This is a genomic window from Pseudoalteromonas sp. Isolate3 (genome assembly GCF_022398505.1).
Classification (GTDB): domain Bacteria; phylum Pseudomonadota; class Gammaproteobacteria; order Enterobacterales; family Alteromonadaceae; genus Pseudoalteromonas; species Pseudoalteromonas apostichopi.
On sequence record NZ_JAKEVN010000027.1, the window covers coordinates 1 to 24,145 of the forward strand.

Here is a 24,145-nt window from a genome sequence, read left to right on the forward strand (position 1 = left end):
ATTTATATAAGATTCCCGCAAATTCAGATGCATCACTTTCAGAAATTCTTGCTTATTGCATGTTACGAACAAATGAACAAGGTTATTCGCACAATTCCATAAGAAACTTTAGATTGGCTGTTCGAAAAAGACTTCAAAATATGGCGGACGAGGAAAAAATAACTAGAACGCAGCTCGGAACAAAATTGGTAGAAGGTAGATTCAAAGCAAAGAATGAGACTCATTAATCAATATGTTGCGTCCATCTGTTGATCTCACAGTCCAAAAAAAGTGAACATTCAACGCCGTAGTGTAAAAGAGTATCATACTGAATTATTCCACAAACCCAATTACTCAGTTTTAAAAGTTAAAGCCTTGAAAATAAAGCTTTATACTTAAACAAAATGAGCGCAATAGTGGCGGTCAAACAAAGTAATAAAGAGTCATACTAGCAGTTTCCCTGATGTAGCATTTGTTTAATAATGTCTTCGCCTACATGTTTATACTTAACAACTCGGCACAGAAGACGATTACCAATACTTTTGATTTCGACAGGGTAGCCCCCTGTAATTTCATAGAATTTGGATCTCGAGCCTTTTGAGTCAACGCGAAGGATGTTTCTGATGTTCCGTCGATCATGTACGCCCCATTGGCCGGTATGTCCATAATAAAGCTTTGCTCCTTCATTAAGGCTTTGTTCAAAGATTTCCTTGAATTCTGGCAAAACCTCATTATTCGAACAATTAATATTACGCAGAAGCGCATTATCACCATCTTCGTAAGTAAGCCAGGCTTTTGCGGCCACAAGTCGATGATTTCCAATACCGCAGTAAGCTACATTCCCAACGAAATAGACTCGCATTTCTTTTTCAGAGCCCTTCGTTGGAAATTCACGCCCTTGTTCATCCGATTTGAAATAGTCAATGATCTCTTTTCGCAATTCTCCCCAACCTTCGCAATCCAAACCGTAAACAGCCTGGCGCCAATTACTTCCATGAGGATAGAAATCATCCTTAGACAACCCTTTGATAGAAGCGAGTTGGACATCCATATACGATTCATTGATTTTTTTGGAGATATACGTCATGAAATTTCCGTCAACGATGAATTCATCCAGACTGCTTGATTGTGCGTCATTCGCAGCCTTGATTAGTTCTCGCTTGAAAGAATCAATGTTTGAACTGCTGTTGTTGCACGTTAAACATTTTCCAAGAAAAGCAAACAGTGAGTAACCTTTAGCTGTCATTATGCTTTTTCCAGTCCATAAAATCCCCCTATGAACTTTTTTCTAGTTGCTCTTTTAAGCGTCTAATTTGCTTGGTTTGTTTAGGTGCTAAAAACTCACGGTGCCTTTGACTATTTGTCTGCTTAGCAATATTAATAATAGTGTGAGCATTTTCTTGTTGCTGTTTGATTTCTTGTATTTGTTCTTCAGATGCATTTGTTAAATATTCATCAAGTGAGTTTGCTTCTTGTTCTAATTCTGATAATTGCATCAGTTTTCCCATTCAATATTTAATTGATATTTGTCATGACAATAAGCATACAGAAAGAAACATAGTGTATCTAAGTCCTGAAATTTGAACGACTAAATATCGCTTGTTAGTTGCCTTTCTGTAAGCGTTGGATTATGTATTCTTGTAGTGCAACACCTTGTAGTTTTTGTTTGCATCCGTTTATCCTCACCCATGTATTTCCAGATGAGTTGAAAAATAAGCCTATCGAATTTGATTTTGGAACATTTACTTCAACTACATAACCGCTTTCAACGTTGCCAACTCTATGAAAATTCACTTCAATTTGAGTTGGATCTATGGAAGGTTCTATCGTATTAACTTTAGAATTTATCACCTTCTTTATTTGATCTTTTTGAGTTGAATCTAATTTGAGGCTTTTTACTATACCGTTATCACATATCCCCCAAAAAATACTGCCACCGGAACTATTTAAATATGCGACAATGTATTCGTCAACCAAATTTTGTATTGATTTGGTTGGATTATTACCTTTGATTTCTTTGAATTCATGAGTTAAATCTTCTTCTAGTGAGCAATGCTCACCTTCAGAAAAATTGTATTTTCTTACTGAATCAATATGCTCAAGGTCATTAGGCAAAGAATCAAAAAAATTTTTAAGAAGCTTAATTGTTCTAGGAGCCATTTGAACAGCTTTTGACATTTTATTCATTGAGCCGTAATACTCAATCAGTAGTCGCAATTCTTCTGTCGCTCTCGATTTGCCAACTAATTGCCCCCAAGTTTCGATTAACCTGTTTCGTTGTGGGCCACTTAATTGGCCTCCAGGGCGATAAGCTTCATTAATCGCATTAAATGCGCTTTGAAGTTTCCAATTTCTATCTATTAACAAAATCTGTCCTATCAGATTACAAATTGCCTATTATAATTGCGGAATTCGCAAATCATATTTTTGTTTAACATAACAAGCGCTATCAAATGCGTAAATGCTAATTTGGGCTATAGAAGCCCCAATAAGTAACATGTAACTAGCTAAAACTAGGTACATTGGGAAGTTTTCTTTAGTCCCTAGAGCATACCATTCATTTAGGAATGGAATAGCAATATCAGCAATTGGAGCAAAACTACTACCTAAATACCAACTAAGTAACGAAAGTACCGCTGCAATAAATATCGAAAAAGTTTTCGATGGGTATTTTGATAACTTAGATGCAATGGTTCCAATGGAGAATGTGACAATGTTCATAGTCTTTCTTCGCGTTAATTATGATCTTATTAAATAACAGTTGGGGCTAAACTAGAAAATTTCAACTATAGCGAGGGTTTAGGCTATTAAGGAGTCATATGGGGGGCACAAATACATGGCTAAATTTAGCGACGAAGGAACGCAAGCCATGCGATTTAAGCCCAATTACCATAATGGCATTGTTAGTAGTTTTTACTTGTATAAGATAAGTTCCGAATCGGTTGGGTTTAATTTGAGTAATATTTGATCATAAAACTCCATTAGCATAAACATACCAAAACCAATTGCAGCAGTAGGAACAATTTGAAGCCACTCAATTGTTGAAAATTGCTCAGTCATCTTAAGGATAATCATCAGCACAGAAGATAATAAGCAAATCACACTAATGACTTTACCAATGCTCAAAAAAATTCCCCGTAACCATAGTAAAGGATAAAAAAATAGAGCTTTAATAATGTTCATTATGACTAGTTACTCCAATACTTCTAACAATCTAGTATTTATGCAACACGCTGTTTATGTTGCATAATCGGTTGTTGGACTGAGTCGATACCTAATTTGATTGAAGTTTATTACGAAAAACTTCTGGCCATTTCCTGAGTGTTGAGGCGCGTCGAACTAACGTTGATTCAGATAGTCCTGTAGATCTTTCTCTAAGAAAGTCCTCTGCTGTTTCTGGACCCAGCTCTAGAGCAGAATTTACGTTACAGAACTTCATCCAAGCCCAGCCACACCTCGAAGTTTCAAATCTATCCTTTAGAATTTTGTATTGTTCTTCTTCTAAAGTAGCTTCAGATAGTTTCCAACCAATAGGAGTTAACAAACCGTGATTAACAAACCCCATCATTTTAGAGGCTGACATATAATAATTGATTTGTCTCTGGTCAATTCCTTCAGACTCAGCGGTAAAAGGAATACCATGCGATTTATTGTAAATATAAGTAATAATGCGTTCAACATCATTAGCTTGGGGGACTAAACTACTAGGTAACTTCTCTTGATTGTACTCAAAGATTGTTTCCATAGATGCTGAGAGGTCCCTATAGTTTATAGTTTCTACTATATTCCCCGATGGTCCTCTAATTTCAAATTGAAGGTTATGCTCACTTAAACTATTCAATAACTCTTCAACAAGCGATAAATCAACTCCAAGTTCTAACAGATTTTCAAGTTGACCATTTGCTTCTTTGAGTCCAGCGAATAAATTCTTTGCTGCATTCAATGCGATTTCGTTGTGAGACGATTCAAAATTAATTTTATATGATCCTATCTGCGCTGGACCAGGGGTTATGAATATATTACCTGCCAAATCATCAATTGATTCTAATATTTCATTATGTATCTTCTTCCACACTCCAAAAACAGCAGGAATAGCATCCCAAACGATAGGTTTTTTACTTCTGGGTTTACTGATTCTAACTTGATGACTATTTTGGTTATAAAAAAAAGATTCTTCTGGAAATTTATCCACGCAATATTGGTTGTAACCAATTTTCTTTAATGCAAAACCCACTGGAGGTAGAGCTTCTTGATCTAACATTCCTTCTTCAATTTGGCTCACAGATGCAATCTGCGTATGATCGTAAGGAGTATCGACTTGAAATATTTGATTACCTATAAATAAATCTCTAAGTTGTATTAATCCTGACTCTAATCTAGATATCTGTTCTTCAGATATACAAACGTAATACCAAGAATCGTGTGTTTCTGTTTCATCTATCCAAAATGAAAATACAAAACCTAAATTTTCAGTAGCGCAGATAAATGTCCTTGGGACATCATAATGGCTGTAAACATTTACAACCTCAATTTCTCCAAAGGTTTCATTATTTGGTAAATAGTGCATATTATTCTTCTACCGAGAAAACGTTTTCAATGCCAGTGTTCTCTTTTAGCCAAGCATCGAAGTGTGTAACCTGATTTTCTCTAGATACTACACCAAATTCGGGGCTTAAAGTTCCTGCCGCAATTTTTTTATCTCTTTGAGGTTTATGTTCTTCTCTGGCAACTTTGGTTTGAGCTAAATCTCTAAACATAGAAGTACCAAAAAAGTTTGGTTTTGGATTTTGAGGGATACGCTTTAAATACGGTTCTCTATAATAACCACAAAAATCTTGAGCATTAGGAGGATCGTTACGTACAAGACGATATGCATTCCCATTAGCAGGGGTTGCAGATTCTGGTGGCACACCAACCGGAAAATCTTCAGGATAAATCAAGTTCCTTTCAGTCATAAAAATCTCCTTATTTTTTACTACTTAAATAGTCGTTTTCTGGTTACTTGAAAGGCCTCGTCACACAAATCATTACCTAAAAAGTGTCTATCAAGATTTAATGCTGCTTCACCAGTAGACCCTGAACCCATAAATGGATCACAAACAACTTGGGACGCAATAGTACTTTGTTTTACTAAAATTTCCAATAGTTCTACAGGTTTTTCAGTTGGATAGCCTCGATGAACACGCTTAACTGTTAAAATATCGGGAATAGATAAATCATTGAGCTTTCGTTTCCCTTTTTCAAAAAACAATATGAACTCATATCTAGCTCGATAATGATACCCCATACCTATAGCCATTTTATCCCAAACCAACGGTTTCCAAAATTTAAAACCTACCGACTCTGCAATAGGTTTTGCAAAAAAAGCTGTTTCTTGGTCACAAAACAAATAAAAGTGTGAATTATTTTTGAGTACTCGATAAATCTCTAAGAACAATTCTTCAAATCTACTATTAGGAAAAATTTGAAACCATTTATTACTAGAAGCTTTACTGTTTTTTAGCCTTGTCGTGGTCCCTATTTTTCGGTGCTTTTCTAAAGACTCATAAGGAGGGTCAGTTATAAATAGATCAACGGAATTATCTTCCAGATTTTTCAGCCACTCAATGGCATCAAAATTATTCAGCGAGCAGTCAAGGGATTTTCCTTCACCACTATTTTTATTTTGTTGTGTACTGGATTTAGGTTCAATATGCTTAGAGCTCGTCGGCTCAGTTACTAGATCACTTCCTCCTTCATCAAGCATTTTCGCTTTCCCTTATCACTCATCGTTTATATGTATAAATGTACATATAATTTTGACATGTTTGTTGACTTTTGTCATATTTAATTCTGCCGATGAGAACTAAATCAAAAAGGATATAACGTGTCACACACCATTTAATTAAACAGCTATCATCTCGTCGTTTCTTTTTACCCCTTGCCAATACCCACGCCACCATAATGAGTTTTTAACAAACAAAGACTTTCTTAAAATACCTAAAAATCGTTCTGACTCTGTTTCTCTTCTTCCATCTTCACGCCATGCCATCTCGTTCATGTAATCGAGCATATACCTAGCCATCATTCGATGAAAAACACCGTATTCACTCCTTCTCGGCCTACTGAAGAAAGACTCAGCCTGATTATTATTTATTCCATCAACGGTTGAGTATTCTTTTGAGTGCTCTACAGTTTCATGATCAAAATATCCTGAAAATAAATTATATGCAGGACATTCATCGGTTCTTACTGAGGCTCCTTTTTCGATATAATGTTCTTTTATGAAATTAGCCACTTTGTGGTCTTCTGCTTTCGATATGAATATTCGAGTTCGAACACCACCAAATCCAGGTTGCACCTGACGGACAACAATGGGAATTCTTCGATTTCTCTTTTTTCTTTCATAGTTTGCTCTCGACATTCGACTACGTTTTGCACCTTGGCTTTTTCCTAACTTAATTTTCGCAGCAATGTCCTCAGGCTTGGCTATATTTCTATATTGACCGCTACGTGGCTTTCCTCCGAAGTGCCCACCATCAACATGAACTTCACCAGTCATAAGAGAGTCATCTTCAGTTCTAATAATTGCTTCTCGTAATTTGTGGCAAAATACCCAAGCGGTTTTGTATGAAACACCTATTTTTCTTGATAGTGATGAAGCTGATATAGCATTTGGACTTGATGTAAAAAGGAATATCATCAGTAATATTTTTTTAAATGGCAGCTTTCTATCTGCCCACACTGTTTTAGTTGTAACACTAAAACACAGGTCACAATGCTTACACTTCCATTGTTTCCTATTCTTTCTAAAGTAATGATTGTCTATCACACCGCATCTAGAGCAACATTGCTCTGTTTTACTTCCCCACCTTGTTTCACAGAAAAGTTCAAAAGCTTCGCTTTCTGACATTTCAGCGATGTCGATTAAATTTAAATCTTTAACGGCACTAGACAATAACCAGTGTTGTCCCATAAAACCCCTTGCTTTTTTTGGGGCGAGTCAATTCCCGCCAACGAAGCTAGCGTTTAAAACTTCAAATAAAAATCAGTTGGATGAGGCAAAAAGAGTTCGTACAGATGTCTTAATTGAAACGTCTGTATTGACAACTCTCATTGAAACGGACAAAATTAGGGGTATCAAAGGGCTTCGTAATTCTTTGATAAACCGTCAAGGCCAGATGTTCCAGCATCTGGCTTTTGTCTTTCTAGCCCCTAGTAAAAATAAATAGCTAGTTCATATTTACGACTCCTTTAATCTTTGTTTAGCCATCCACTGGGCTATATCTCTTACCAGTGCAAACTTTCCTCTGCGATTATCGATTTTAAAAACGTTAATCGGACACGTTCCTCTACCAATAGCCTGTCGAAAAGCATCAAGTGAGCTATAACCAAGAGCTTCACTGAGCGTTTTACCTGAAATCATAGGTGTGCCATAGACGGATAACATTTGCTTTTCTAACTTTTCAGCAAGTTCAATCTCTTCATTATTTGGAGCTAAGTATTTCACATATAACCCTATGCAGTTATGGCGTTTTAACCGTGACAAAGGCAGACAATAACCTATTTTTACAGTTGAAAGTTACGGCTATAAATTGAAAATAACTACCGCAACTAATTAATTAGAAAAACTAAATGTTAATATTTTTCAATACATTGCGTTTGATAGAAAAATTATACATAGAAAATGTAGAATTTTTAGTGGGATAAAATTTGTTCAATTTTGACGAGTATAAGCGCCTACTAAGGCCTGTCCAAGAGCTGATAACGCAATATTGGGTATCTAGTATCAAGCATCGGTTATGTGTAGAGACTGCATATAAAATAGAGAAAGAGTTGCTGCGTTTAGAAGGTAATTTATCTGATGGTTGGTGGTCAAAAGCATCGGGCTACTGGAAAAGCATGGAAAAAGGAGGACCCGCATTACGAATACCTAAAGTGAATAGAGTTAATAATGCATTACCAGGAACAATAAACTGCTTTTATCTGCCTTTATGGCACTTGATTGGCTCTAAAAAAATAGGCTTACCCCTTATTGATCGTGTTTTATGTTTAATTTCACCTGAAGTAACAAAATATATAGACAAACACGATTCAGTAGGTGGTTTTATTCATCATAGAGAATTTCCTACTTGGAGCAAGATTCGGAAGGTGAGTTCTCATAAATCAATCGACGCAATTACGTGTTTAATAGCTATTCATCTTCGCGGTAGAATTATGGGAAATCCTGATACATCCTGTGACTTAGTTTCAAATATTTATTTTGAAGTATTTAGTGAAGAATCTTTCGATATTATTAAATATCCTCTTTATGAATATCTTTACAGAGTTAAAATTGTTGGTGAACACTTTTGAGTTTTTGATGTATCTAGCTCTAGAGTTTCGCTCTTGCCTTACATGGACTGGATATGAGTAATTCTAATAAACTTGTTTTTATTGATGAGAGTGGGTATACGGGAGCAGATTTATTAAATGCCGAACAACCAATTCAAGCAGCTTCTGCTGTATTTATTAGTGATACCGAAGCTGAGTTACTAATAAGAAAGCATTTTCCTCGTCTTCAATCACCTGAGTTAAAGCATAAAGATTTAGTTCGAAGACCTAACAATTGGAATCGGCTGTTATCTCTACAGAATGATTTACTAAAAAATCACTTATGCATTACATATGTTTGCGATAAAAAGTTCTTGCTCATCTTAATGTTCTTAGATTCTGCAGTTGAGCCATTCTACTACGAAAAAGGATTCAATTTTTACGAAGATGGCCAAAATTACGCGTTAGCATCTTTATTATTTTTTACAGGTGATGCTTTATTGGGGGCTAATCAATTCACAGAAATTCTCAACTTATTTCAGTTAGCGGTAAAAGCTAAAACACAAACATCTATTCAAGCTTTGATAGATAAGGTCTGTGCATCCAACTGGCAAGAATTTCCAGAAGTATTTGGCCCATTGGCTACACAAAATCAGTCCTGTATTGACGCAATAATTGATCAACGAGTTTCTACAGACATAGCCCATGTTGTATTAATGTCTTTAATAAATCGATTAGAAGCAGAGCTAAACCACGGCTATAGAATCGTTCATGACCAGTCTGAAAACCTTAAACAATACGATCATATACTATACAAAATGATTAACCACTCTCAGCACATTGAATTTTTTCAAAGTAAGCTAGCGTCAATAAAATTTCCTTTAAAGTTAGAAAGTGTTTCACAGATAGATTCTAGAATGTCCCCTGGTGTTCAGCTTGCAGATATCCTAGCTGGTGCTGCAGTTGATGCTATGAAAAGTTTACAAGGGCTAAAGTCAAATGAGTACAGTAGTAGTATTTTTAAACAATATAGTGAGCCTCAACTAATACACTTACTGCCAAAAATTAATTTTGAAGAACAAAAAGAATTTCGTAAGGGAACTGAGGCTAGTAAGTCGATCGATTATATTGCTCAATTATTTAAATAACGTGCAAAGTTTAATTACAACGAATTAACAGTCAACCAGTAGGAAAATAGAATGCTTTCCTACTGGTTGATACTTATTGTGCAACAGCTACATAATAGCGATATCTAAAGCGCTTATTTTGTGTAAGCGCGTGGCATCGCTGAGTCAGTTGTATAACGATCGCGTAGTTTATCTTGACGCGCTTCTGTTGAAACCTCTTCACCGTTGATCCACATTTTGCTTACGTGTGAGTTAAGCTCAAATGGATCTGCCGACCACATAACTAGATTTGCACGTTTACCTTTAGCAATTGCGCCTGAGTTTAAACCAAAAACATCAGCAATGTTGCTGGTTACTGCACTAAGTGCTCCTTGTTGGCTCATACCATAAGACACTGCATTACCCGCATCAAAACGTAATTGGTAAACATTATGGCTTGAGTCACCGGCAACACCAATAATGACTTTTACACCCGCTTTTTCAAGCTTACCTGCGTTAGCAAGGTTTGCATGTAATGAATCAAAGCTACCCGGTAAGTTTGCCATTGAGCTAATAATCACAGGTACATCAGCTTTTGCTAGCGTATCAGCAACCACGACAGCATCGTCACCACCATGAATCACTAAGTTAATGCCATAGTTTTCTTTTAATTTAACAAGCTCATAAATGTCGGATGCACGCTGAACACTCGCAATCAGAGGCATATCACCAGCAAGTACAGATGCTAGGACTTTTTGCTCTGTTGATGGCTCTTTTTTGTCATCTTTTTTAGCTGACTTTTCGCCTTCAAGCTTGTCGATAAGTGTTTTCATCGACATAGCACGTGAGCCTTTACTCTTTTCACCTAAGTGAACAACAAGCGCAACTTGCTTTTTATTTACGCTTTCAAAGCTACCTGATAGATCAACAACAGATGCAAGACCGGCAAAGATACTGTCACCACCGTTTGGTACAATTACATCTTGAGTAATACCGCCTTTGCGTGCATAAGGGATCAAGCTACTGCGTGGGTTGAACGCAAGGCTTGGGTCAAAATCGATACCTGCTTTGTCGTCACCACCATCACGTGAACCTGCAACAGCCCCCACTTCTACTAGACCTAATTGGTTCATAGTGCCGATAAAGCCAGCAGTCACGATTTGGCCTTTTGCATCAATGGTTGTATCAGCGTTGATAGATGCCGGGTTAATAGCAACAATTTTGCCATCTTCAATAACAACACTTGCGCCTTCTAACACACCTTGCTCTGTTGAAGTGTGTAGTGTTGCATTTACAATCGCTACAGATGCAGCACTTGCTGTCGCAGAAAATAAGCCAGCAGCAACAAGTGACAGCTTTAATGATTTAGTTAATTTTGTCATCAATGTTACTCCTATTTTTGACCTAGCATGAAATCACTTTGTGCTTGGTATTTATCATCATTACGATCATAAACTTTGGCACCATCGATAAATACTTGCTCTGCTTTAGCATAAACACTGAAAGGATTTTGGCTCCAAATAACCACATCAGCTTGCTTACCTGCCTCAAGTGAACCAGTCTTATCATCAATACCCAGCGATTTAGCCGCGTTTGAGGTGATCCATTTGATTGCGTGTTGCTCAGAGATGTCATAACCAACATCATTCGCGCGGTACATAACTTTACCAGCTTCTTGGTTTAAGCGTTGGATTGTTGTATCTGAGTCTGAGTGAACCACTGCACATGAATTTTTAACTGCATCAACAATTGCTACGTTCTCTTGAACCATGTCGTAGGCTTCCATTTTAAAGCCCCACCAATCTGGCCAAAGTGCTGCACAGTTACCATTTTCAGCTAGTAAATCAGCAATTTTGTATGCTTCAACACCGTGATGGAAAGTACCTGAGTGATAACCGAACTCTTTACCAAGGTCGATCATCATGGCCATTTCTTCTGCTTTATAACAGTGGTTATGAATTAAAATGTCACCTTCTAACACCCCAGCCAGAGTATCTAATTTGATGTCACGGTGAGGTGCTGCAGGGTTTTTACCTGCGGCATAATCACTTTCGTACTTATCCCACTCGCGTTTGTACTCAGTTGCTTCAATCCACGCTGTGCGATAACCCGCCATGTTACCCATACGCGTTGATGGTAAAACGCCTTTACGGCCATAAACACGTTTCGGGTTTTCACCACACGCCATTTTTAAACCATATGGTGCATCAGGGAATTTCATACCTTGCATTGTGTGCGAAGGAATATTCTTAAGTGTTACACCACGACCACCAATTAGGTTAGCTGAGCCAGGTAGAATTTGTAATGACGTAATACCACCTTCACGAGCACGGTTGAAACCAGGATCTTGTGGCCATACTGAATGCTCAACCCATACTTCTGCAGTAACTGGGCTGGTCATTTCGTTGCCGTCTTGGTGAGATGCCACTGATGGGGTTGGGTATGCACCTAAATGTGAGTGCACATCAATAATTCCAGGTGTTACCCATTTGCCTTCTGCATCAATCGTTTTGTCAGCTTGTACAGAAAGGTCTTTACCTACTTGCTGTACTTTGCCATCAACAAAGAAAACATCTGCGTTATCTAAACGTTCACCAGTGCCTGTTAAAACAGTTGCATTAGTGATTAAAGTACTTTGTGATGCAAGTGGCTGATAGGTGCTAGGGTATGGATTTTTATTAATTGAGACTTTTGGATCTTGTGGGCCATTGTCTTGGCAGCCCGCTAAAGCGACACCAAGCGCCATAACCAACAAGGATGGTGCAAATTTTTGCATTCTTACGTTCCTCTTTTTTATTATTAGATTACTTTAACTAATTGTTAACTTTAATGCGACTAAACGAGGCCAGTCACCAATTTTCAAGACGAATAACCAGCCTCACAGGACACTATTTCTTTATGTAGTTGTTATATAGCTGCTCTAACGCACCTTCAGTAGTTAAACTCGGATCTTTGTTGATAAAATGTTTCACAGTCCGAGTTACGAAGTCAGAGTTTTGTTTATGCTGCTTCGCAAAGCTTTTGATTAGAGAATCAGCGTCATTAGCTGCTGTAACCTTTTCGTGCCTATGCCGGTATTGGCTTAAAGCACGATTAAAATCACCATTATAATCCTCAACCACTAGCTTATAAAATTCAGTACGATCTACATTCAAATCATTAATGCAATAATTGAGCGCGTCTTTAAAGTCATAAAAGACTTTGCCTTGCACATCAAATTCAGCACGCTTTTCGCGAATTGTTACGTTGGCATCTTCGGTTGCATAACTATAACCTTGGAATGCAATTCGCTCTGCAGCCTCAGCGCCTAACTTCATACCAGCTTTTATGCTGTGCACAAATTCATCACTCATATCGTGAAGTTCGCTTTCATGCCACATGTGATAAATTCTTAATGCTTTAGCGTATTTTGCTGAAAGTTTCTTTTTTAGTTTTGTAACTCGCCCATCAATGGTCAATACACGCTCGTTATGCAGTAATGCAAAGCATTCATAACAAGTTGGAATTGATATAAATTCAGCCTCTTCGCCCAAATCTATAATGCTTTGCAGCATATGTAGTGGCGGACAAAAATCTCGCTCAGTTGCTTCACAACCACAATAAAAACATTGATTAAAGTGTTTTGATTCAGATGCATAGGCTTGTTGATAATAGCCTGCTAATTTTGTGGTCACTCATGCTCCTTATACTCTGATTTGCCTTTTTAAGAAAAGGTAGAGTTAATACTTAAATGTAACAGCCACGTAAAAATTAAGCCTTTAATACGAGCTAAAACACGTTTTAATAAAATAAATGAAAAAGATTTCAGCCTATTTGTGTCAAAATTCACACTTTAAAATAGCACTTATCAAGCGGTTAGTTTTGCTTGTTCACATCTACATACTTACTTACATCTTGTCGATTTTCATTAACAGCAATTGTTCTTGTTTAGCGTAATACTTTAAACGTGCCCAGCAAACAGGAAGTGTGAAGTATCCATAAAAGCGAGGTTGCACATACTAAACGTAATACGGACAACAACTGGAGAGAAAGATGAATACGTTAACTACAGCACTAGGTACAGCATTAATTTTAGGTTCTTCACTAGCAGCAACTGATGCAAGTGCAGCACAATTTGTCGCCGCAGATGACTCAGTTGGCACGCAAGCCTGTATGGCCATTGCCTCTAACAAACCATTAAACGTATCAAGCACAATGCGCGATCTACGCTTGAGCAAACGCGTAATGACAGAAAAGCTACTTTGCAATGATATGTCGACAGATAAGTTTGCAAGCACTTATGGTTTTCATAACTCAGCAAAATACTTAAATTTTGAAACAGCTACAAAAACAACTATCCAGGATATCGCTAAAGTATCTGATGACACAGTGATTGTTGTTGCTGGTTCAAAATAATGATTAATTCACTGTAGCAGGTCTTTAAAGGCCTGCTACAAGCTTCTTCATTATACTAGCGCAGCGATTAGGCCAAATAAGCCACCAAACACCCCACCCCAAATCACTAACCAACCTAAATGTTCTTTGATCATGGTTTGAATGATATCTTTTACCATTGTTGGCGTAAGCTCATTCAAACGCTCATCAACTAAACGCTCAACTGTACTATGTAAAGAGCCACCAAGATGAGAGTTGGCAAATAGCTTTTCATCAAGAATCATTTTAAATTCGTCGCTTTTTGAAATATCAATCACCGCTGCTTTCATTTTATCAATGAAAGGTTCACGCATTGGCTCTAGCGCATCACGCCCACCGAACATTGAAAGCATACCGCCAAATTGTGAGTTTTCGATGACCTCAATTAAAGAATCATAAGCCGGACTGAGGTTAACTTCACTAATCACAGGCTCTAAATCAATGTTTGGTTTTGCTAAAGCCATCACCTGATCGATTTTCTCTTCAGCGAAGAATTCTGTCATCACCAAGTTGCGGATAGCGACTTTAAAAGAGGCAAACTTTAATGTTATGACCCCTGAGCCATATAAAAATGGTACTTTTTCGAATAGCATGTGTATAGCAAGCCAGTTTGTTACTGCGCCCGATAACGCAAATAAACCAACAGAAAGTACTATTGCTTGTTCAAATAAAAACCCGACTAATACTAATGCAAACGCCACTAAATTAGTAATGAGACTTTTATTCATCTGACCCCTCATAAATACTTCGATAAACTTTAATAATATTAACGCTATGGGTTTGTTAATTCATCGTCTTTTTGCCATAGTTTAACTATATGGTTAAAAGGCGAACAAAATTATGTGGAATTCAGTGAATGAACAGATTAGCCAAGCGATGCATTTTGATTTTAAGCATACCTTTAAACGCCAATTAAAATCGCCAAATAACGACAGATACTTCCAAATTGGTGATGATTTACATCACTTCTTTGTGAAAGTAGCTCATTTGAGTGATCTTGAGCGCTTCGAATGCGAAGCCTTGAACCTTAAGCTTTTAACTCAAGAAAGCCTATTTATGATCCCAGATTGCATAACAACAGGTTGCAACATAGAGTTTTCATTTATGGTGCTTGAATGGTTAGAGCTTGATAAACAGCCTCATAATAATACTAATTGGCATGAAATGGGTGAGTATCTTGCCAATTTGCACCAAAAACATACTCAAGCCATGTTCGGCTTCGATAACGACAACTTTCTTGGCTCAACTCTACAACCTAATCGCTGGCACAAAAAATGGGATGTATTTTTTGCTGAAGAACGAATAGGTTGGCAATTACAGCTATTACAAGAAAAAGGCATAGAGCTTGTCGATCAAGATACCTTTATTGCCTTTGTTAAAGATGCTCTGCATAGCCATGTTGTTGAGCCTTCATTATTACACGGTGATTTTTGGCGCCGGAATATGGGCTTTTATAATAATGTACCTAGTGTGTTTGACCCTGCTTGTTATTATGGTGATCGGGAATGCGATATTGCAACGAGCGAGCTTTATGCCCCACTCCCCGATAGCTTTTATGATGCCTATAACGATATCTACCCACTGCAGGTAGGTTACGAGCATCGTAGAGCTATTTACCAACTATACCCAATGCTCAATAATGCCAACATATTTGCCGGGCACTATCTGACTGAAGCAAAACAACATATTCAGCAGCTACTAAAATAACCGCGAAATCACTGTAAAATGGATGTCATAAACTACTAAACGTGACTATATTTATCTTATAAGGCGTATAAACAAAGATGCTAGCCGTTTGTTGTAGCACTACGCTTATAAACAATTCGGTTAGTGAGTTATACCAATCTGATTAAATCTACATTCATTTTTTATGTTTTAGAGTTTAATTCAGATTGCAATTTAACGAACTCAGGCATGCCTGATTAAGGTAAAAGCTGATGAAAGACCATTACACACAACGGATTTCATGCCCTCATTGTGGTCACCACATTCATGTGGCACTTGATGCTAGCGACGGTGACCAAGACTATTATGAAGATTGCAGTGCATGCTGCAACCCTATCCATTTGAATATGCATATAGATTACGCACACAATAAACTTGAGTTACATGTCGATAGCGATGACGAGCAAATTTTTTAATTTGCTCGTTTTATATATCTATACTTATTTTGCTTGTTGCTCTAGATAATTTTCGACCGTATTAATAATGGTATAAGTTTGCTGATCGACTTCAATATTTAACTTATCGCCTTCGCGATAGTTATCTAGATTGGTAATAGCCAGTGTTTCTGGGATCAAGTGCAGCCAAAAGCCCAGCTCATCTACTTCACCTACGGTGAGGCTTGCACCGTTAACACTCACAAATCCCTTATACAACACGTATTTTTGCCACTCTTTAGCTAATGATAATTGCATTTTACAGTTATCTTGAAGGTGGTTAATTGACAGTATTTCGGCCATACAATGAATGTGGCCAGACACGATATGGCCACCCAGTTCAGTACCAAAGGTCACTGAGCGCTCAAAATTCACCGTATCATTTAAAGTTAACATACCTAGGTTGGTCAACTTTAATGTTTCATCAATCACATCAAAATCAATAACACAGCTACCAAGGGAGTCAGAGTCAAACTTAACGACGGTTAAACAACAGCCATTAACGGCAATGCTTGCACCAATATTCAGATTTTCAGCAAATTGCTGCCCTACTTTTAATGATAGCCTTAGCACACCACCTTGATTATTAGCCTTAACCACAACAGCTTGCGTTTGCACAATTCCAGTGAACATCGCTTTCTCTTTTCTTCATTAAATAGATAACTGCGATTTTTATTGATCTATGAATAGATTACAATGGCTGCCTGTTTATTTAGTCGTGTAAATTATGTCTTTTTGTAGTTGGGAAGCCAAAAGGTTAATTTCGTTAGCCATTCCAGTATTTTTGGCACAAGTAACGCTTATTTTAATGACGGTTGTTGATACCGTGATGGCTGGCCAAGTAAGTGCAACGGACTTGGCGGCGCTCTCTATTGCAACGGGTATTTGGAATCCGTTAATGCTCGCACTGCAGGGCATTTTATTGGCTTTAACTGGCATTATTGCGCAGTTTGCTGGCTCAAATGATAAACAAGGTATTAGCCACTACTTTCAACAAGGATTATATCTTGCCCTAATACTCGCTATTATTGGTTTAGGGCTAGCAAGCCTTGCTGATACCGTGCTTGTTAAACTTGATACCTCACAGTCTATTACCCATTTAGCCGAGCAATATATTCATTTTGTTAAATGGGGGATTTTCGGTTTTTTACTTTTCAGTGTATATCGCAATATTACTGAAGGTATGGGTATGACCAAACCTGCTTTTTACATTAGCTTAATTGGTTTAGCGGTAAATATTCCAGCAAATTACGTGTTTATACATGGTAAGTTAGGTTTTCAAGCCTATGGTGGCGCTGGCTGTGGTATTGCCACCGCACTAGTATTTACAGCAATGGCGCTAACTCAGGTTGTTTATTGTCACTTTAGTAAAAAGGTTGATGCCAAAGCATTGTTAGCAAATTTTACCGGACCTAAACCTGCGACATTATGGACCATAACCAAAGTAGGTATCCCAATTTCTTTGGCCACGTTTTTTGAAGTAACCTTATTTGCTTGTATTCCGCTGTTTATAGCGCATCTGGGAGCAGTTGCCGTTGCGGGTCATCAAATTGCAGCAAGTGTTACTACATTACTGTTTATGATGCCGTTGAGCCTCTCAATTGCAATTAGCATACGAATAGGTAACCTATTTGGCCAACAACATTATCAACAGTTAAGAAATGCTGTTAATACCAGTTATATTTTAGCGGCGATAATCGCTTTTATGCTGGCAAGTGTGACCTTCTTTGCGCGAGATATTATTAGCCAATTGTATTCTGACAACCCTGAAGTATTGGCTCTTGCTTCTTCAATAATGGTGTTAGCTTGCATCTATCAATTACCTGATGCATTGCAAGTTTCTGCCAATGGTATTTTACGAGGGTTAAAATACACGGCACCAATTGGTTATATCACCTTTGTATCGTATTGGTTGATCGGCTTTGCGCTTGGGTTCGTACTTGCTCGTACAGATTTAATTGTTCCAGCGATGGGCCCTCATGGCTTTTGGATAGGTATTATTGTGGGTTTAAGTGCCGCTGCAATTATGTTGATGTTCACTGTTCATAGGCGATTTAAACATGCACCTTTTTTGCAAAACCAATAGCCTTGTAAATTCTATTATCGCAATAGCGTGCACGGCACTTATTGCCTGCACGCCCTCTTCGGGCGATGTAAATCACACCTACGCACAAAGATTAGAAAACGTGCTCAAAACTGATAGTTTTAAGCTATCTAAACCGAGTACACTGAACGTTAAGCATTTCGCTTATGATAACGATGAAAAAGCAACTATTGGCATGCTCGAGCTTGCTCAGTTACGACAGTGTAAGCTATCTACACTCATCGCTGAGCATAATAACCAGCTTGGTAAAACAGCAACACCCGCTAATATTCTAAGTTATCAGATTAAATTTTTACAAAGCGCAAATGAGTGTTTAGAAAGCTTTGAAAAACAAGATGAATTGTTTGAAAAAATAAAACTCACTGCCGCACAAAAACAAGCAAACCTTCCTAACTACTTTAAAGCTATGCTGCTAAACGAAAGCGAATTTAAACAAAGCTGGCAGCTAAGTTCGACATACATCGATGAAAACTCAGCAGGTTTTAGTGAAACCGTGAGCGCGATGGAGCAGATTGCTAAATTAAACAATAAAATTAATACCGGTAGAATAAACGATATAGACCCAGAGCAAATCATTAGCCAATTAGAAGTGTTAAACCGTTTTAAATATAACAAGTTGTTAATATCGGCGGCACGCGCGCAAACACATTACAATCAGCAATTAACACAACAACTTATGCAGTACTCAAAAGATGATCTCTGCCCTGCCAATAAGAATAAACAAAAGGCACAAACGCTAAGTAATGTATTTAAAAAATTCTATTTAGAGCAATTACAACCTTATCAATCATTCTTGGTGGGTAGATTAGAAACCCTACAACCGCTTTATCATCAAATATGGCGTGACACTGAAATGGACCACTTTGTGGATAGCGAAAGTAATGACGCAATTTTACACCGCCTTAAACAGTCTGCTAAAAGCCATGTTGCTTGGTGGCAAGATTTCTATCGAGCGTGCGAAATTAGTCCGTTATGAATAAAAAACCAGCACTTAGCACAAAAATAGCTAAAGCTGCTTGATTCACACAACTAGTCGCTATATATTAGCCTCCGTTGTTTAGCCACGCTAACAACTATTCAAATCAAAATACAACCGTAGCTCAGTTGGTTAGAGCACTACCTTGACATGGTAGGGGTCGGTGGTTCGAATCCACTCGGTTGTACCATGATTTAGGTATAACTAAAGGAAAGAGCACTACCACTCTTAATGGCCCTGTCCAAAGGTCGGTGGTTCGAATCCACTCGGTTGTACCAATCTTGATTTTTATTTCAGTACGACCGTAGCTCAGTTGGTTAGAGCGCTACCTTGACATGGTAGAGGTCGGTGGTTCGAATCCACTCGGTCGTACCAATTCTATTTTTCCTTATTTAAAATATCCCGTAGCTCAGTTGGTTAGCGCACTACCGCTCTCTATGGCCCGGTCCAAAGGTCAATAGTTCAAATCTACTCGGTCGTACCAATTCTATTTTTTCTTATTTAAAATATCCTGTAGCTCAGTTGGTTAGCGCACTACCGCTCTCTACGACCCGCTCCAAATTCGGTGGTTCGAATCCACTCGGTCGTACCAATTCTATTTTCCTTATTTAAAATATCCCGTAGCTCAGTTGATTAGAGCACTACCACTCTTAATGGCCCGGTCCAAAGGTCAGTAGTTCAAATCTACTCGGTCGTACCAATTCTATTTTTTCTTATTTAAAATATCCTGTAGCTCAGTTTATTAGCGCATCCCAGCTCTCTGTGACCCACGTCTAATTTAACAAAGCAAATAAAGGTATAAAAAAGCGAGCAACCTGCTCGCTTTTTTATACTTGGCTTTTTTCATCACCTATAAACTTACATTTAGCGACCAATAATCATTGCCCCACCTTGAGCTAATAAGTTTAAGGTTAACTTACCACTGTTACTTACTGTGACTTGCTTAGTACCAGCACTGCCATCTTTTTTATCAAACAACAGGGTGATTTTTTTGCCCGCTAACATAGGCAAATCGATATCTAATGTTTTGGCTTTATTTTCACCATTCACAGCTGCTACCCACCATGTTTGCTGATGACGCCTTGCGATAGTTGCATCTTGACCTGGCTGGCCAGCGATATAACGTGTTTCATCCCATACCGTTGGCATCGCCTTTAAAGTATCAATAACAAATTGAGGTTGTTCTGCAAGGTTATTTGGCGTCAGGCCAAAATGTTGCACAGGTGATTGATAAAGCACACCTGTTGCCAGTTCAAATGTATCTGTGGTTTTACGAATAGTGCCGACTGTTTGATCTTGAGATAAGCGTTTGTTTAAAAACACTGGGGCAAAATCCATAGCGCCAATAGCATTACGGGTGAACGGTAAAATTGTCGCGTTATAGGCATGTAAATCTAACGAATTTTGATGAAAAACAAGGTTCTCCGATGCTAGAACCGCTTCAGATGTGACGAAGTTAGGATACATTCTTTCCCAACCACGCGGAATGGTACTGCCGTGAAAAGTGATCACTAAACCGTACTGATTAGCATCCGTTAAAATATTTTCATAAAGTTTGATAGTTTCTTGTTTGTCGCCACCAAAAAAGTCAACTTTAAGGCCTTTAACGCCAATGCTTTGTAGCCAAGCCATTTCATTTCTTCTTATAGGCGCGGTATTCATTCTATTCTTTGGTGTTTGTGGTGCATCATTCCACCAGCCATTTGAGTTGTACCACAATATAACATCAACGCCTTTACTATTGGCGTATTCGACTAATTTAGCCATTCTGTCACGACCAATGTTTTGATCCCAACCACTATCGATTAATACATATTCAAAATTTAGAGATGCAGCGAGATCTATAAATTTTATTTGATCATCGTAGTTGATACTTGGGTCTTGCCAAACAATCCAGCTCCATGTTGAACGACCCATTTTATAATCTTGGCTTGCTTGATAAAGCGGTTTAACCAAATCAAAAACCACTGTTGATTCAACGATTGGTTTTAAACTTGTTCCTAACGTGATAGTACGCCAAGGAGTCATTGCAGGCATTGCCATAGCGGCATAAGTCGCACCAATACCATTATTCTCACCGGCTTGAGGAAATGAAACTCGATAAATACCGTCTTTTGTGCCTTCGCTCAATTTTGAGCCTACATAATGGCTATCTACACCAGTTTCAGAAATTAAAAGCCAACCTTTATCGCTATTTTTAAATAAAGCAGGAAAGGTATACCCCACGCCATTCGCTGACGGTGTGCCAAGAGCTTCATTAAAGGTGTAAGGCTCTTCATAACTTGGTTTTGTTTGCATCCAGCCTGTTTCAGGTAAGGCTTGCGGGCTAATAAATGTAGTTGCATCGTCGGGTAAATTAAAAGCACTATATTCAGATAGCACCTTGATTCGGGTATCTGTTTCAACACCCGTGACTTGGTAACGAAATGCAACATCGTGATCAGAAACATTAAACTGCACACCAAGCACTCTACCATCTTTGTTTTCAAACTGTACTTTTAAGGTGTTCGCGGTGTAGTTTATTTCACTCGCCTTTGCATTATGCAGCTTATAACTCTCTTTTATAGAAGCCGTTGTATGGCTCTTATATTTTAAACTTTGTGAAAGGTCGCCAAGGTTAGTATTTAAACCAAGCTGAGATGGTTCCAAAAATACTTGCTTGCCATAAGTTACACTATAAACAATTTGGTTTTGCTGTTCTTCAAGCTTGACTGTTAATTGTCCATCAGGACTTGTAAGACTAAGCGGTAGTTGTGCGTGAGCAAGCAAAGAGCTTACTAGCAGTGAAATATAGATACTTGATTTTATCATTATTGTTGTCCTTAAGCTGCAAAAAACCCTATAGATAATATCATAATACAAATTGATTGTTTTGTCATTCTAGCCCATTTATGTGTACAGTGATCGAAAAACGCACTAGCCTAGTAAATAATGTTACAGTTAATTGGTTGTATATTTACTACAAAAGACTAAGCTTTATTTAAATAACAAAAACTTAGACAATTTATGAAACTACTGACCGTGTTTTTATTATTTGCTTCATTTCAAGCCTTTGCAGGCCTAACGGCTGTCAGCTTTCAAAAAAATGGCGAAATAGCGACTGAAGAAGCTGTTCGTTTTAACGGTGGTTATGGTTATAACCTAGATGCAAATCATGTTTTAAAACTAGTAACCTTAGATTGGCCTCCCTATATTGATGAAAACCTATGTAACAAAGGGTGGTTATTCCAATTCACAGTGGGCTCCCTATTAGAGAAAGGCTATGGCGTACATATTAGTTTTTACCCTTGGGCACGTGCTGTTAGAGAGGCGGAATTAGGCCGAGCTGACATTCTCTTTCCGGAATACTTCATCGAAGACAATGTGGTATCTGATAATTTTCTCAACAAAACCCGCAACGATTTACTCGCTTTGAGTCATGCTATTCCTGGAGGTGATTTATCATTCGTTGCATTAAAAGGAAATCAAATTCCATTTAATGGTGATTTAAATTCAGTAAAAGACCTACCTATTGGTGTGGTCCGTTCATATAAAAACACCAAAGAATTAGATGCCATGATTGATAATAAAGAGATCGATACAATCGTCGCAAATAATGAATACCAGTTAATCCACCTCTTACTAAGTAATCGAGTCAGCTTGATTGTGGCAGACCTTGAGGTACTAAAAGCAAGCATATATAAGTCTGAATTATCAATGAATGGTAAACAGCAAATGCTAGAATCACTCGTAGCGCTAGAACCTAAACTTGAATACAAACCACTGTATTATTCTGTCAGTAAATCAACACCACATTGGCAAAAGGTTTTAAAAGACTTAAATGATGAAATTGAGTTGATGCAAGCCAGCGGCAAGTTTGACGAGTTTATACAAGGTATGAAACAACAATGCTACGCAAACGATAAAGCGGCGTAAACGCCGCTTTATTTTGAAAGTATTGTGCTCTATTGCGGCACTCTAACCCACCCTTCCATAAGCACTCGAGCACTTCGACTCATACTTGCTTTTGTGACTTGCCAATTACCATCAACAAGTGTTGCAGCAGCACCCACTTTTAATGTGCCAGAAGGGTGACCAAAGTTTACCTCCTGACGCTCACCACCACCTGCAGCAAGGTTCACCAAGGTACCAGGAATGGCAGCAGCGGTACCTATAGCAACAGCAGCCGTGCCCATCATGGCATGGTGCAATTTACCCATCGACATAGCGCGTACCACTAAATCAATATCAGTATCACTGACAACTTTACCGCTTGATGCATGATAGGTTTTTGCCGGTGCAACCCATGCTACTTTTGGTGTATGTTGGCGAGCTTTAGCTTCATCAAGATGAGAAATTAGCCCCATTTTCAACGCCCCGTAGGCTCGAATAGTTTCTAATTTATCAAGTGCTGATGCATCAGCGTTTATTGCCTCTTGAAGCTCAGTTCCATCATAACCAATTTCGCTGGCGTTTATGAACACAGTTGGGATACCCGCATTGATCATCGTCGCAGACAACATACCAATACCCGGAACTTCAAGTTCATCAACTAAATTACCTGTTGGAAATAATGCGCCTTCACCGTCTGCTGGGTCCATAAATTCAAGTTTTACTTCTGCAGCAGGAAATGTCACGCCATCAAGCTCAAAATCACCGGTTTCTTGCACTTCGCCATTGGTAATTGGCACATGTACTATTATGGTTTTACTTATATTGACTTGCCATACTTTAACTTCAACAATGCCATTTTCAGGAATTTTACTGGCATCTACAAGACCATTAGATACTGCAAAAGCCCCTACTGCTGAGGTTAAATTACCGCAGTTACCACTCCAATCAACGAACGCTCTATCGATAGCAACTTGACCAAATAAATAATCAACATCGTGGTTAGGTTTATCACTTTTCGATAAAATTACAGCTTTGCTCGTACTTGAGGTTGCACCACCCATACCGTCAGTTTGTTTTTGGTAAGGATCAGGGCTACCAATCACACGTAATAACAAGTTGTCGCGTGCTTCACCTGCCACTTGGGCAGGCTCAGGTAAATCAGTTAAGTTAAAGAACACCCCTTTACTGGTACCGCCACGCATATAGGTTGCTGGCACCTTTATTTGTGGTTTAAACGTCATAG

At 38.2% G+C, this 24,145-nt stretch carries 26 protein-coding genes and 2 tRNA genes; 11 read left to right on the top strand and 17 right to left on the bottom strand.

The genetic code is table 11. The features are described 5' to 3' along the window. Positions 1–227 (top strand): hypothetical protein (locus tag L1D46_RS07795; RefSeq protein ID WP_239977241.1); only part of this gene is annotated, 227 nt, incomplete at its 5' end. Positions 228–427: 200 nt separating this feature from the next. Here the strand turns inward: L1D46_RS07795 and L1D46_RS07800 are convergent. The 10 genes from L1D46_RS07800 to L1D46_RS07845 all read right to left on the bottom strand — a co-directional run bounded on the left by L1D46_RS07800 (position 428) and on the right by L1D46_RS07845 (position 7,468). Then, positions 428–1,225, bottom strand: coding sequence for a hypothetical protein (locus L1D46_RS07800; protein WP_239977243.1), 798 nt, complete (start codon positions 1,223–1,225; stop codon positions 428–430). A gap of 28 nt (positions 1,226–1,253) precedes the next feature. After that, positions 1,254–1,475, bottom strand: a complete 222-nt coding sequence (locus L1D46_RS07805; RefSeq protein WP_239977245.1) for a hypothetical protein — start codon at positions 1,473–1,475, stop codon at positions 1,254–1,256. Between the two features lie 106 nt (positions 1,476–1,581). Further along, entirely contained in the window at positions 1,582–2,346 is a 765-nt protein-coding gene (locus L1D46_RS07810; RefSeq protein ID WP_239977246.1) for an ATP-binding protein, read from the bottom strand. Between the two features lie 30 nt (positions 2,347–2,376). Next, a complete protein-coding gene (locus L1D46_RS07815; RefSeq protein ID WP_239977247.1) occupies positions 2,377–2,700 on the bottom strand; it encodes a hypothetical protein in 324 nt (107 codons plus the stop codon). Between the two features lie 192 nt (positions 2,701–2,892). Further along, on the bottom strand, positions 2,893–3,105 hold the full coding sequence (locus L1D46_RS07820) for a hypothetical protein (RefSeq protein ID WP_239977248.1): 213 nt from the start codon (positions 3,103–3,105) through the stop codon (positions 2,893–2,895). A gap of 148 nt (positions 3,106–3,253) precedes the next feature. Further along, positions 3,254–4,546 (bottom strand): DUF6575 domain-containing protein, encoded by a 1,293-nt coding sequence (locus L1D46_RS07825; protein WP_239977249.1) that lies wholly within the window; start codon positions 4,544–4,546, stop codon positions 3,254–3,256. A 1-nt stretch (position 4,547) separates the two neighbouring features. After that, a complete protein-coding gene (locus L1D46_RS07830; protein ID WP_239977250.1) occupies positions 4,548–4,934 on the bottom strand; it encodes a hypothetical protein in 387 nt (128 codons plus the stop codon). Between the two features lie 20 nt (positions 4,935–4,954). Then, the gene (locus L1D46_RS07835; protein WP_239977252.1) at positions 4,955–5,725 is read right to left on the bottom strand and encodes a site-specific DNA-methyltransferase; all 771 of its coding nucleotides are present in this window, start codon (positions 5,723–5,725) and stop codon (positions 4,955–4,957) included. A gap of 138 nt (positions 5,726–5,863) precedes the next feature. Further along, a complete protein-coding gene (locus L1D46_RS07840) occupies positions 5,864–6,934 on the bottom strand; it encodes an IS1595 family transposase (protein ID WP_239977254.1) in 1,071 nt (356 codons plus the stop codon). A 267-nt stretch (positions 6,935–7,201) separates the two neighbouring features. Continuing rightward, positions 7,202–7,468: a pyocin activator PrtN family protein gene (locus L1D46_RS07845; protein ID WP_239977255.1), complete on the bottom strand. Its 267-nt coding sequence runs from the start codon at positions 7,466–7,468 to the stop codon at positions 7,202–7,204. Between the two features lie 326 nt (positions 7,469–7,794). Between L1D46_RS07845 and L1D46_RS07850 the strand changes: the two genes are divergently transcribed. Together L1D46_RS07850 and L1D46_RS07855 are read left to right on the top strand one after the other, a co-directional pair. After that, on the top strand, positions 7,795–8,313 hold the full coding sequence (locus L1D46_RS07850) for a hypothetical protein (protein WP_239977256.1): 519 nt from the start codon (positions 7,795–7,797) through the stop codon (positions 8,311–8,313). Between the two features lie 53 nt (positions 8,314–8,366). Further along, a complete protein-coding gene (locus tag L1D46_RS07855) occupies positions 8,367–9,419 on the top strand; it encodes a DUF3800 domain-containing protein (protein ID WP_239977257.1) in 1,053 nt (350 codons plus the stop codon). A 113-nt stretch (positions 9,420–9,532) separates the two neighbouring features. Here L1D46_RS07855 and L1D46_RS07860 read toward each other — a convergent pair whose 3' ends face one another. From L1D46_RS07860 to L1D46_RS07870, 3 genes are all read right to left on the bottom strand, one after another. Continuing rightward, on the bottom strand, positions 9,533–10,759 hold the full coding sequence (locus tag L1D46_RS07860) for an amidohydrolase family protein (protein ID WP_239977258.1): 1,227 nt from the start codon (positions 10,757–10,759) through the stop codon (positions 9,533–9,535). A gap of 11 nt (positions 10,760–10,770) precedes the next feature. Beyond that, positions 10,771–12,153: an amidohydrolase gene (locus L1D46_RS07865; RefSeq protein WP_239977259.1), complete on the bottom strand. Its 1,383-nt coding sequence runs from the start codon at positions 12,151–12,153 to the stop codon at positions 10,771–10,773. Between the two features lie 112 nt (positions 12,154–12,265). Then, positions 12,266–13,051 carry a hypothetical protein gene (locus L1D46_RS07870; RefSeq protein WP_167657727.1) on the bottom strand — a complete coding sequence of 262 codons (786 nt, stop codon included), beginning with the start codon at positions 13,049–13,051 and terminating at the stop codon, positions 12,266–12,268. Between the two features lie 358 nt (positions 13,052–13,409). Here L1D46_RS07870 and L1D46_RS07875 point away from each other — a divergent pair, with 358 nt between their 5' ends. Continuing rightward, positions 13,410–13,772 carry a DUF3718 domain-containing protein gene (locus tag L1D46_RS07875; protein ID WP_167657728.1) on the top strand — a complete coding sequence of 121 codons (363 nt, stop codon included), beginning with the start codon at positions 13,410–13,412 and terminating at the stop codon, positions 13,770–13,772. Positions 13,773–13,822: 50 nt separating this feature from the next. Here the strand turns inward: L1D46_RS07875 and L1D46_RS07880 are convergent, their stop codons facing one another. Beyond that, positions 13,823–14,518, bottom strand: a complete 696-nt coding sequence (locus L1D46_RS07880) for a DUF445 domain-containing protein (RefSeq protein WP_167657729.1) — start codon at positions 14,516–14,518, stop codon at positions 13,823–13,825. Positions 14,519–14,630: 112 nt separating this feature from the next. Here L1D46_RS07880 and L1D46_RS07885 point away from each other — a divergent pair, with 112 nt between their 5' ends. Together L1D46_RS07885 and L1D46_RS07890 are read left to right on the top strand one after the other, a co-directional pair. Beyond that, entirely contained in the window at positions 14,631–15,497 is an 867-nt protein-coding gene (locus L1D46_RS07885) for a fructosamine kinase family protein (RefSeq protein WP_239977260.1), read from the top strand. A gap of 230 nt (positions 15,498–15,727) precedes the next feature. Then, complete coding sequence (locus tag L1D46_RS07890; protein ID WP_130051594.1) at positions 15,728–15,931, top strand: CPXCG motif-containing cysteine-rich protein; 204 nt, start codon at positions 15,728–15,730, stop codon at positions 15,929–15,931. Between the two features lie 24 nt (positions 15,932–15,955). Here L1D46_RS07890 and L1D46_RS07895 read toward each other — a convergent pair whose 3' ends face one another. Next, positions 15,956–16,582: a riboflavin synthase subunit alpha gene (locus L1D46_RS07895; protein ID WP_130051595.1), complete on the bottom strand. Its 627-nt coding sequence runs from the start codon at positions 16,580–16,582 to the stop codon at positions 15,956–15,958. A gap of 94 nt (positions 16,583–16,676) precedes the next feature. Between L1D46_RS07895 and L1D46_RS07900 the strand changes: the two genes are divergently transcribed. The 4 genes from L1D46_RS07900 to L1D46_RS07915 all read left to right on the top strand — a co-directional run bounded on the left by L1D46_RS07900 (position 16,677) and on the right by L1D46_RS07915 (position 19,404). Then, entirely contained in the window at positions 16,677–18,035 is a 1,359-nt protein-coding gene (locus L1D46_RS07900) for an MATE family efflux transporter (protein ID WP_239977262.1), read from the top strand. Beyond that, positions 18,010–19,029 carry a DUF3080 family protein gene (locus L1D46_RS07905; protein ID WP_256854447.1) on the top strand — a complete coding sequence of 340 codons (1,020 nt, stop codon included), beginning with the start codon at positions 18,010–18,012 and terminating at the stop codon, positions 19,027–19,029. The genes L1D46_RS07900 and L1D46_RS07905 overlap by 26 nt, the downstream gene beginning before the upstream one ends. A gap of 113 nt (positions 19,030–19,142) precedes the next feature. Beyond that, positions 19,143–19,219 (top strand) — tRNA-Val (locus L1D46_RS07910). 108 nt (positions 19,220–19,327) lie between these two features. Next, positions 19,328–19,404, top strand: a tRNA-Val gene (locus L1D46_RS07915). A gap of 489 nt (positions 19,405–19,893) precedes the next feature. On the opposite strand, the gene L1D46_RS07920 is transcribed toward L1D46_RS07915, so the two are convergent. Next, positions 19,894–21,840 (bottom strand): glycoside hydrolase family 97 protein, encoded by a 1,947-nt coding sequence (locus L1D46_RS07920; protein ID WP_239977266.1) that lies wholly within the window; start codon positions 21,838–21,840, stop codon positions 19,894–19,896. A gap of 195 nt (positions 21,841–22,035) precedes the next feature. On the opposite strand from L1D46_RS07920, the gene L1D46_RS07925 reads away from it, so the two are divergent. Continuing rightward, positions 22,036–22,944 (top strand): transporter substrate-binding domain-containing protein, encoded by a 909-nt coding sequence (locus tag L1D46_RS07925; protein ID WP_130051599.1) that lies wholly within the window; start codon positions 22,036–22,038, stop codon positions 22,942–22,944. A 29-nt stretch (positions 22,945–22,973) separates the two neighbouring features. Here L1D46_RS07925 and prpF read toward each other — a convergent pair whose 3' ends face one another. After that, positions 22,974–24,143: a 2-methylaconitate cis-trans isomerase PrpF gene (gene prpF / locus L1D46_RS07930; protein ID WP_239977268.1), complete on the bottom strand. Its 1,170-nt coding sequence runs from the start codon at positions 24,141–24,143 to the stop codon at positions 22,974–22,976. Positions 24,144–24,145 lie beyond the last annotated feature (2 nt).

Coding starts and splice junctions, on each gene's coding strand:
- L1D46_RS07800 (WP_239977243.1), bottom strand. CDS start 1,225: ATGACAGCTAAAGGTTACTCACTGTTTGCTTTTCTTGGAAAATGTTTA.
- L1D46_RS07805 (WP_239977245.1), bottom strand. CDS start 1,475: ATGCAATTATCAGAATTAGAACAAGAAGCAAACTCACTTGATGAATAT.
- L1D46_RS07815 (WP_239977247.1), bottom strand. CDS start 2,700: ATGAACATTGTCACATTCTCCATTGGAACCATTGCATCTAAGTTATCA.
- L1D46_RS07825 (WP_239977249.1), bottom strand. CDS start 4,546: ATGCACTATTTACCAAATAATGAAACCTTTGGAGAAATTGAGGTTGTA.
- L1D46_RS07830 (WP_239977250.1), bottom strand. CDS start 4,934: ATGACTGAAAGGAACTTGATTTATCCTGAAGATTTTCCGGTTGGTGTG.
- L1D46_RS07835 (WP_239977252.1), bottom strand. CDS start 5,725: ATGCTTGATGAAGGAGGAAGTGATCTAGTAACTGAGCCGACGAGCTCT.
- L1D46_RS07840 (WP_239977254.1), bottom strand. CDS start 6,934: ATGGGACAACACTGGTTATTGTCTAGTGCCGTTAAAGATTTAAATTTA.
- L1D46_RS07855 (WP_239977257.1), top strand. CDS start 8,367: ATGAGTAATTCTAATAAACTTGTTTTTATTGATGAGAGTGGGTATACG.
- L1D46_RS07860 (WP_239977258.1), bottom strand. CDS start 10,759: ATGACAAAATTAACTAAATCATTAAAGCTGTCACTTGTTGCTGCTGGC.
- L1D46_RS07865 (WP_239977259.1), bottom strand. CDS start 12,153: ATGCAAAAATTTGCACCATCCTTGTTGGTTATGGCGCTTGGTGTCGCT.
- L1D46_RS07875 (WP_167657728.1), top strand. CDS start 13,410: ATGAATACGTTAACTACAGCACTAGGTACAGCATTAATTTTAGGTTCT.
- L1D46_RS07880 (WP_167657729.1), bottom strand. CDS start 14,518: ATGAATAAAAGTCTCATTACTAATTTAGTGGCGTTTGCATTAGTATTA.
- L1D46_RS07885 (WP_239977260.1), top strand. CDS start 14,631: ATGTGGAATTCAGTGAATGAACAGATTAGCCAAGCGATGCATTTTGAT.
- L1D46_RS07890 (WP_130051594.1), top strand. CDS start 15,728: ATGAAAGACCATTACACACAACGGATTTCATGCCCTCATTGTGGTCAC.
- L1D46_RS07895 (WP_130051595.1), bottom strand. CDS start 16,582: ATGTTCACTGGAATTGTGCAAACGCAAGCTGTTGTGGTTAAGGCTAAT.
- L1D46_RS07900 (WP_239977262.1), top strand. CDS start 16,677: ATGTCTTTTTGTAGTTGGGAAGCCAAAAGGTTAATTTCGTTAGCCATT.
- L1D46_RS07905 (WP_256854447.1), top strand. CDS start 18,010: ATGCACCTTTTTTGCAAAACCAATAGCCTTGTAAATTCTATTATCGCA.
- L1D46_RS07920 (WP_239977266.1), bottom strand. CDS start 21,840: ATGATAAAATCAAGTATCTATATTTCACTGCTAGTAAGCTCTTTGCTT.
- L1D46_RS07925 (WP_130051599.1), top strand. CDS start 22,036: ATGAAACTACTGACCGTGTTTTTATTATTTGCTTCATTTCAAGCCTTT.
- prpF (WP_239977268.1), bottom strand. CDS start 24,143: ATGACGTTTAAACCACAAATAAAGGTGCCAGCAACCTATATGCGTGGC.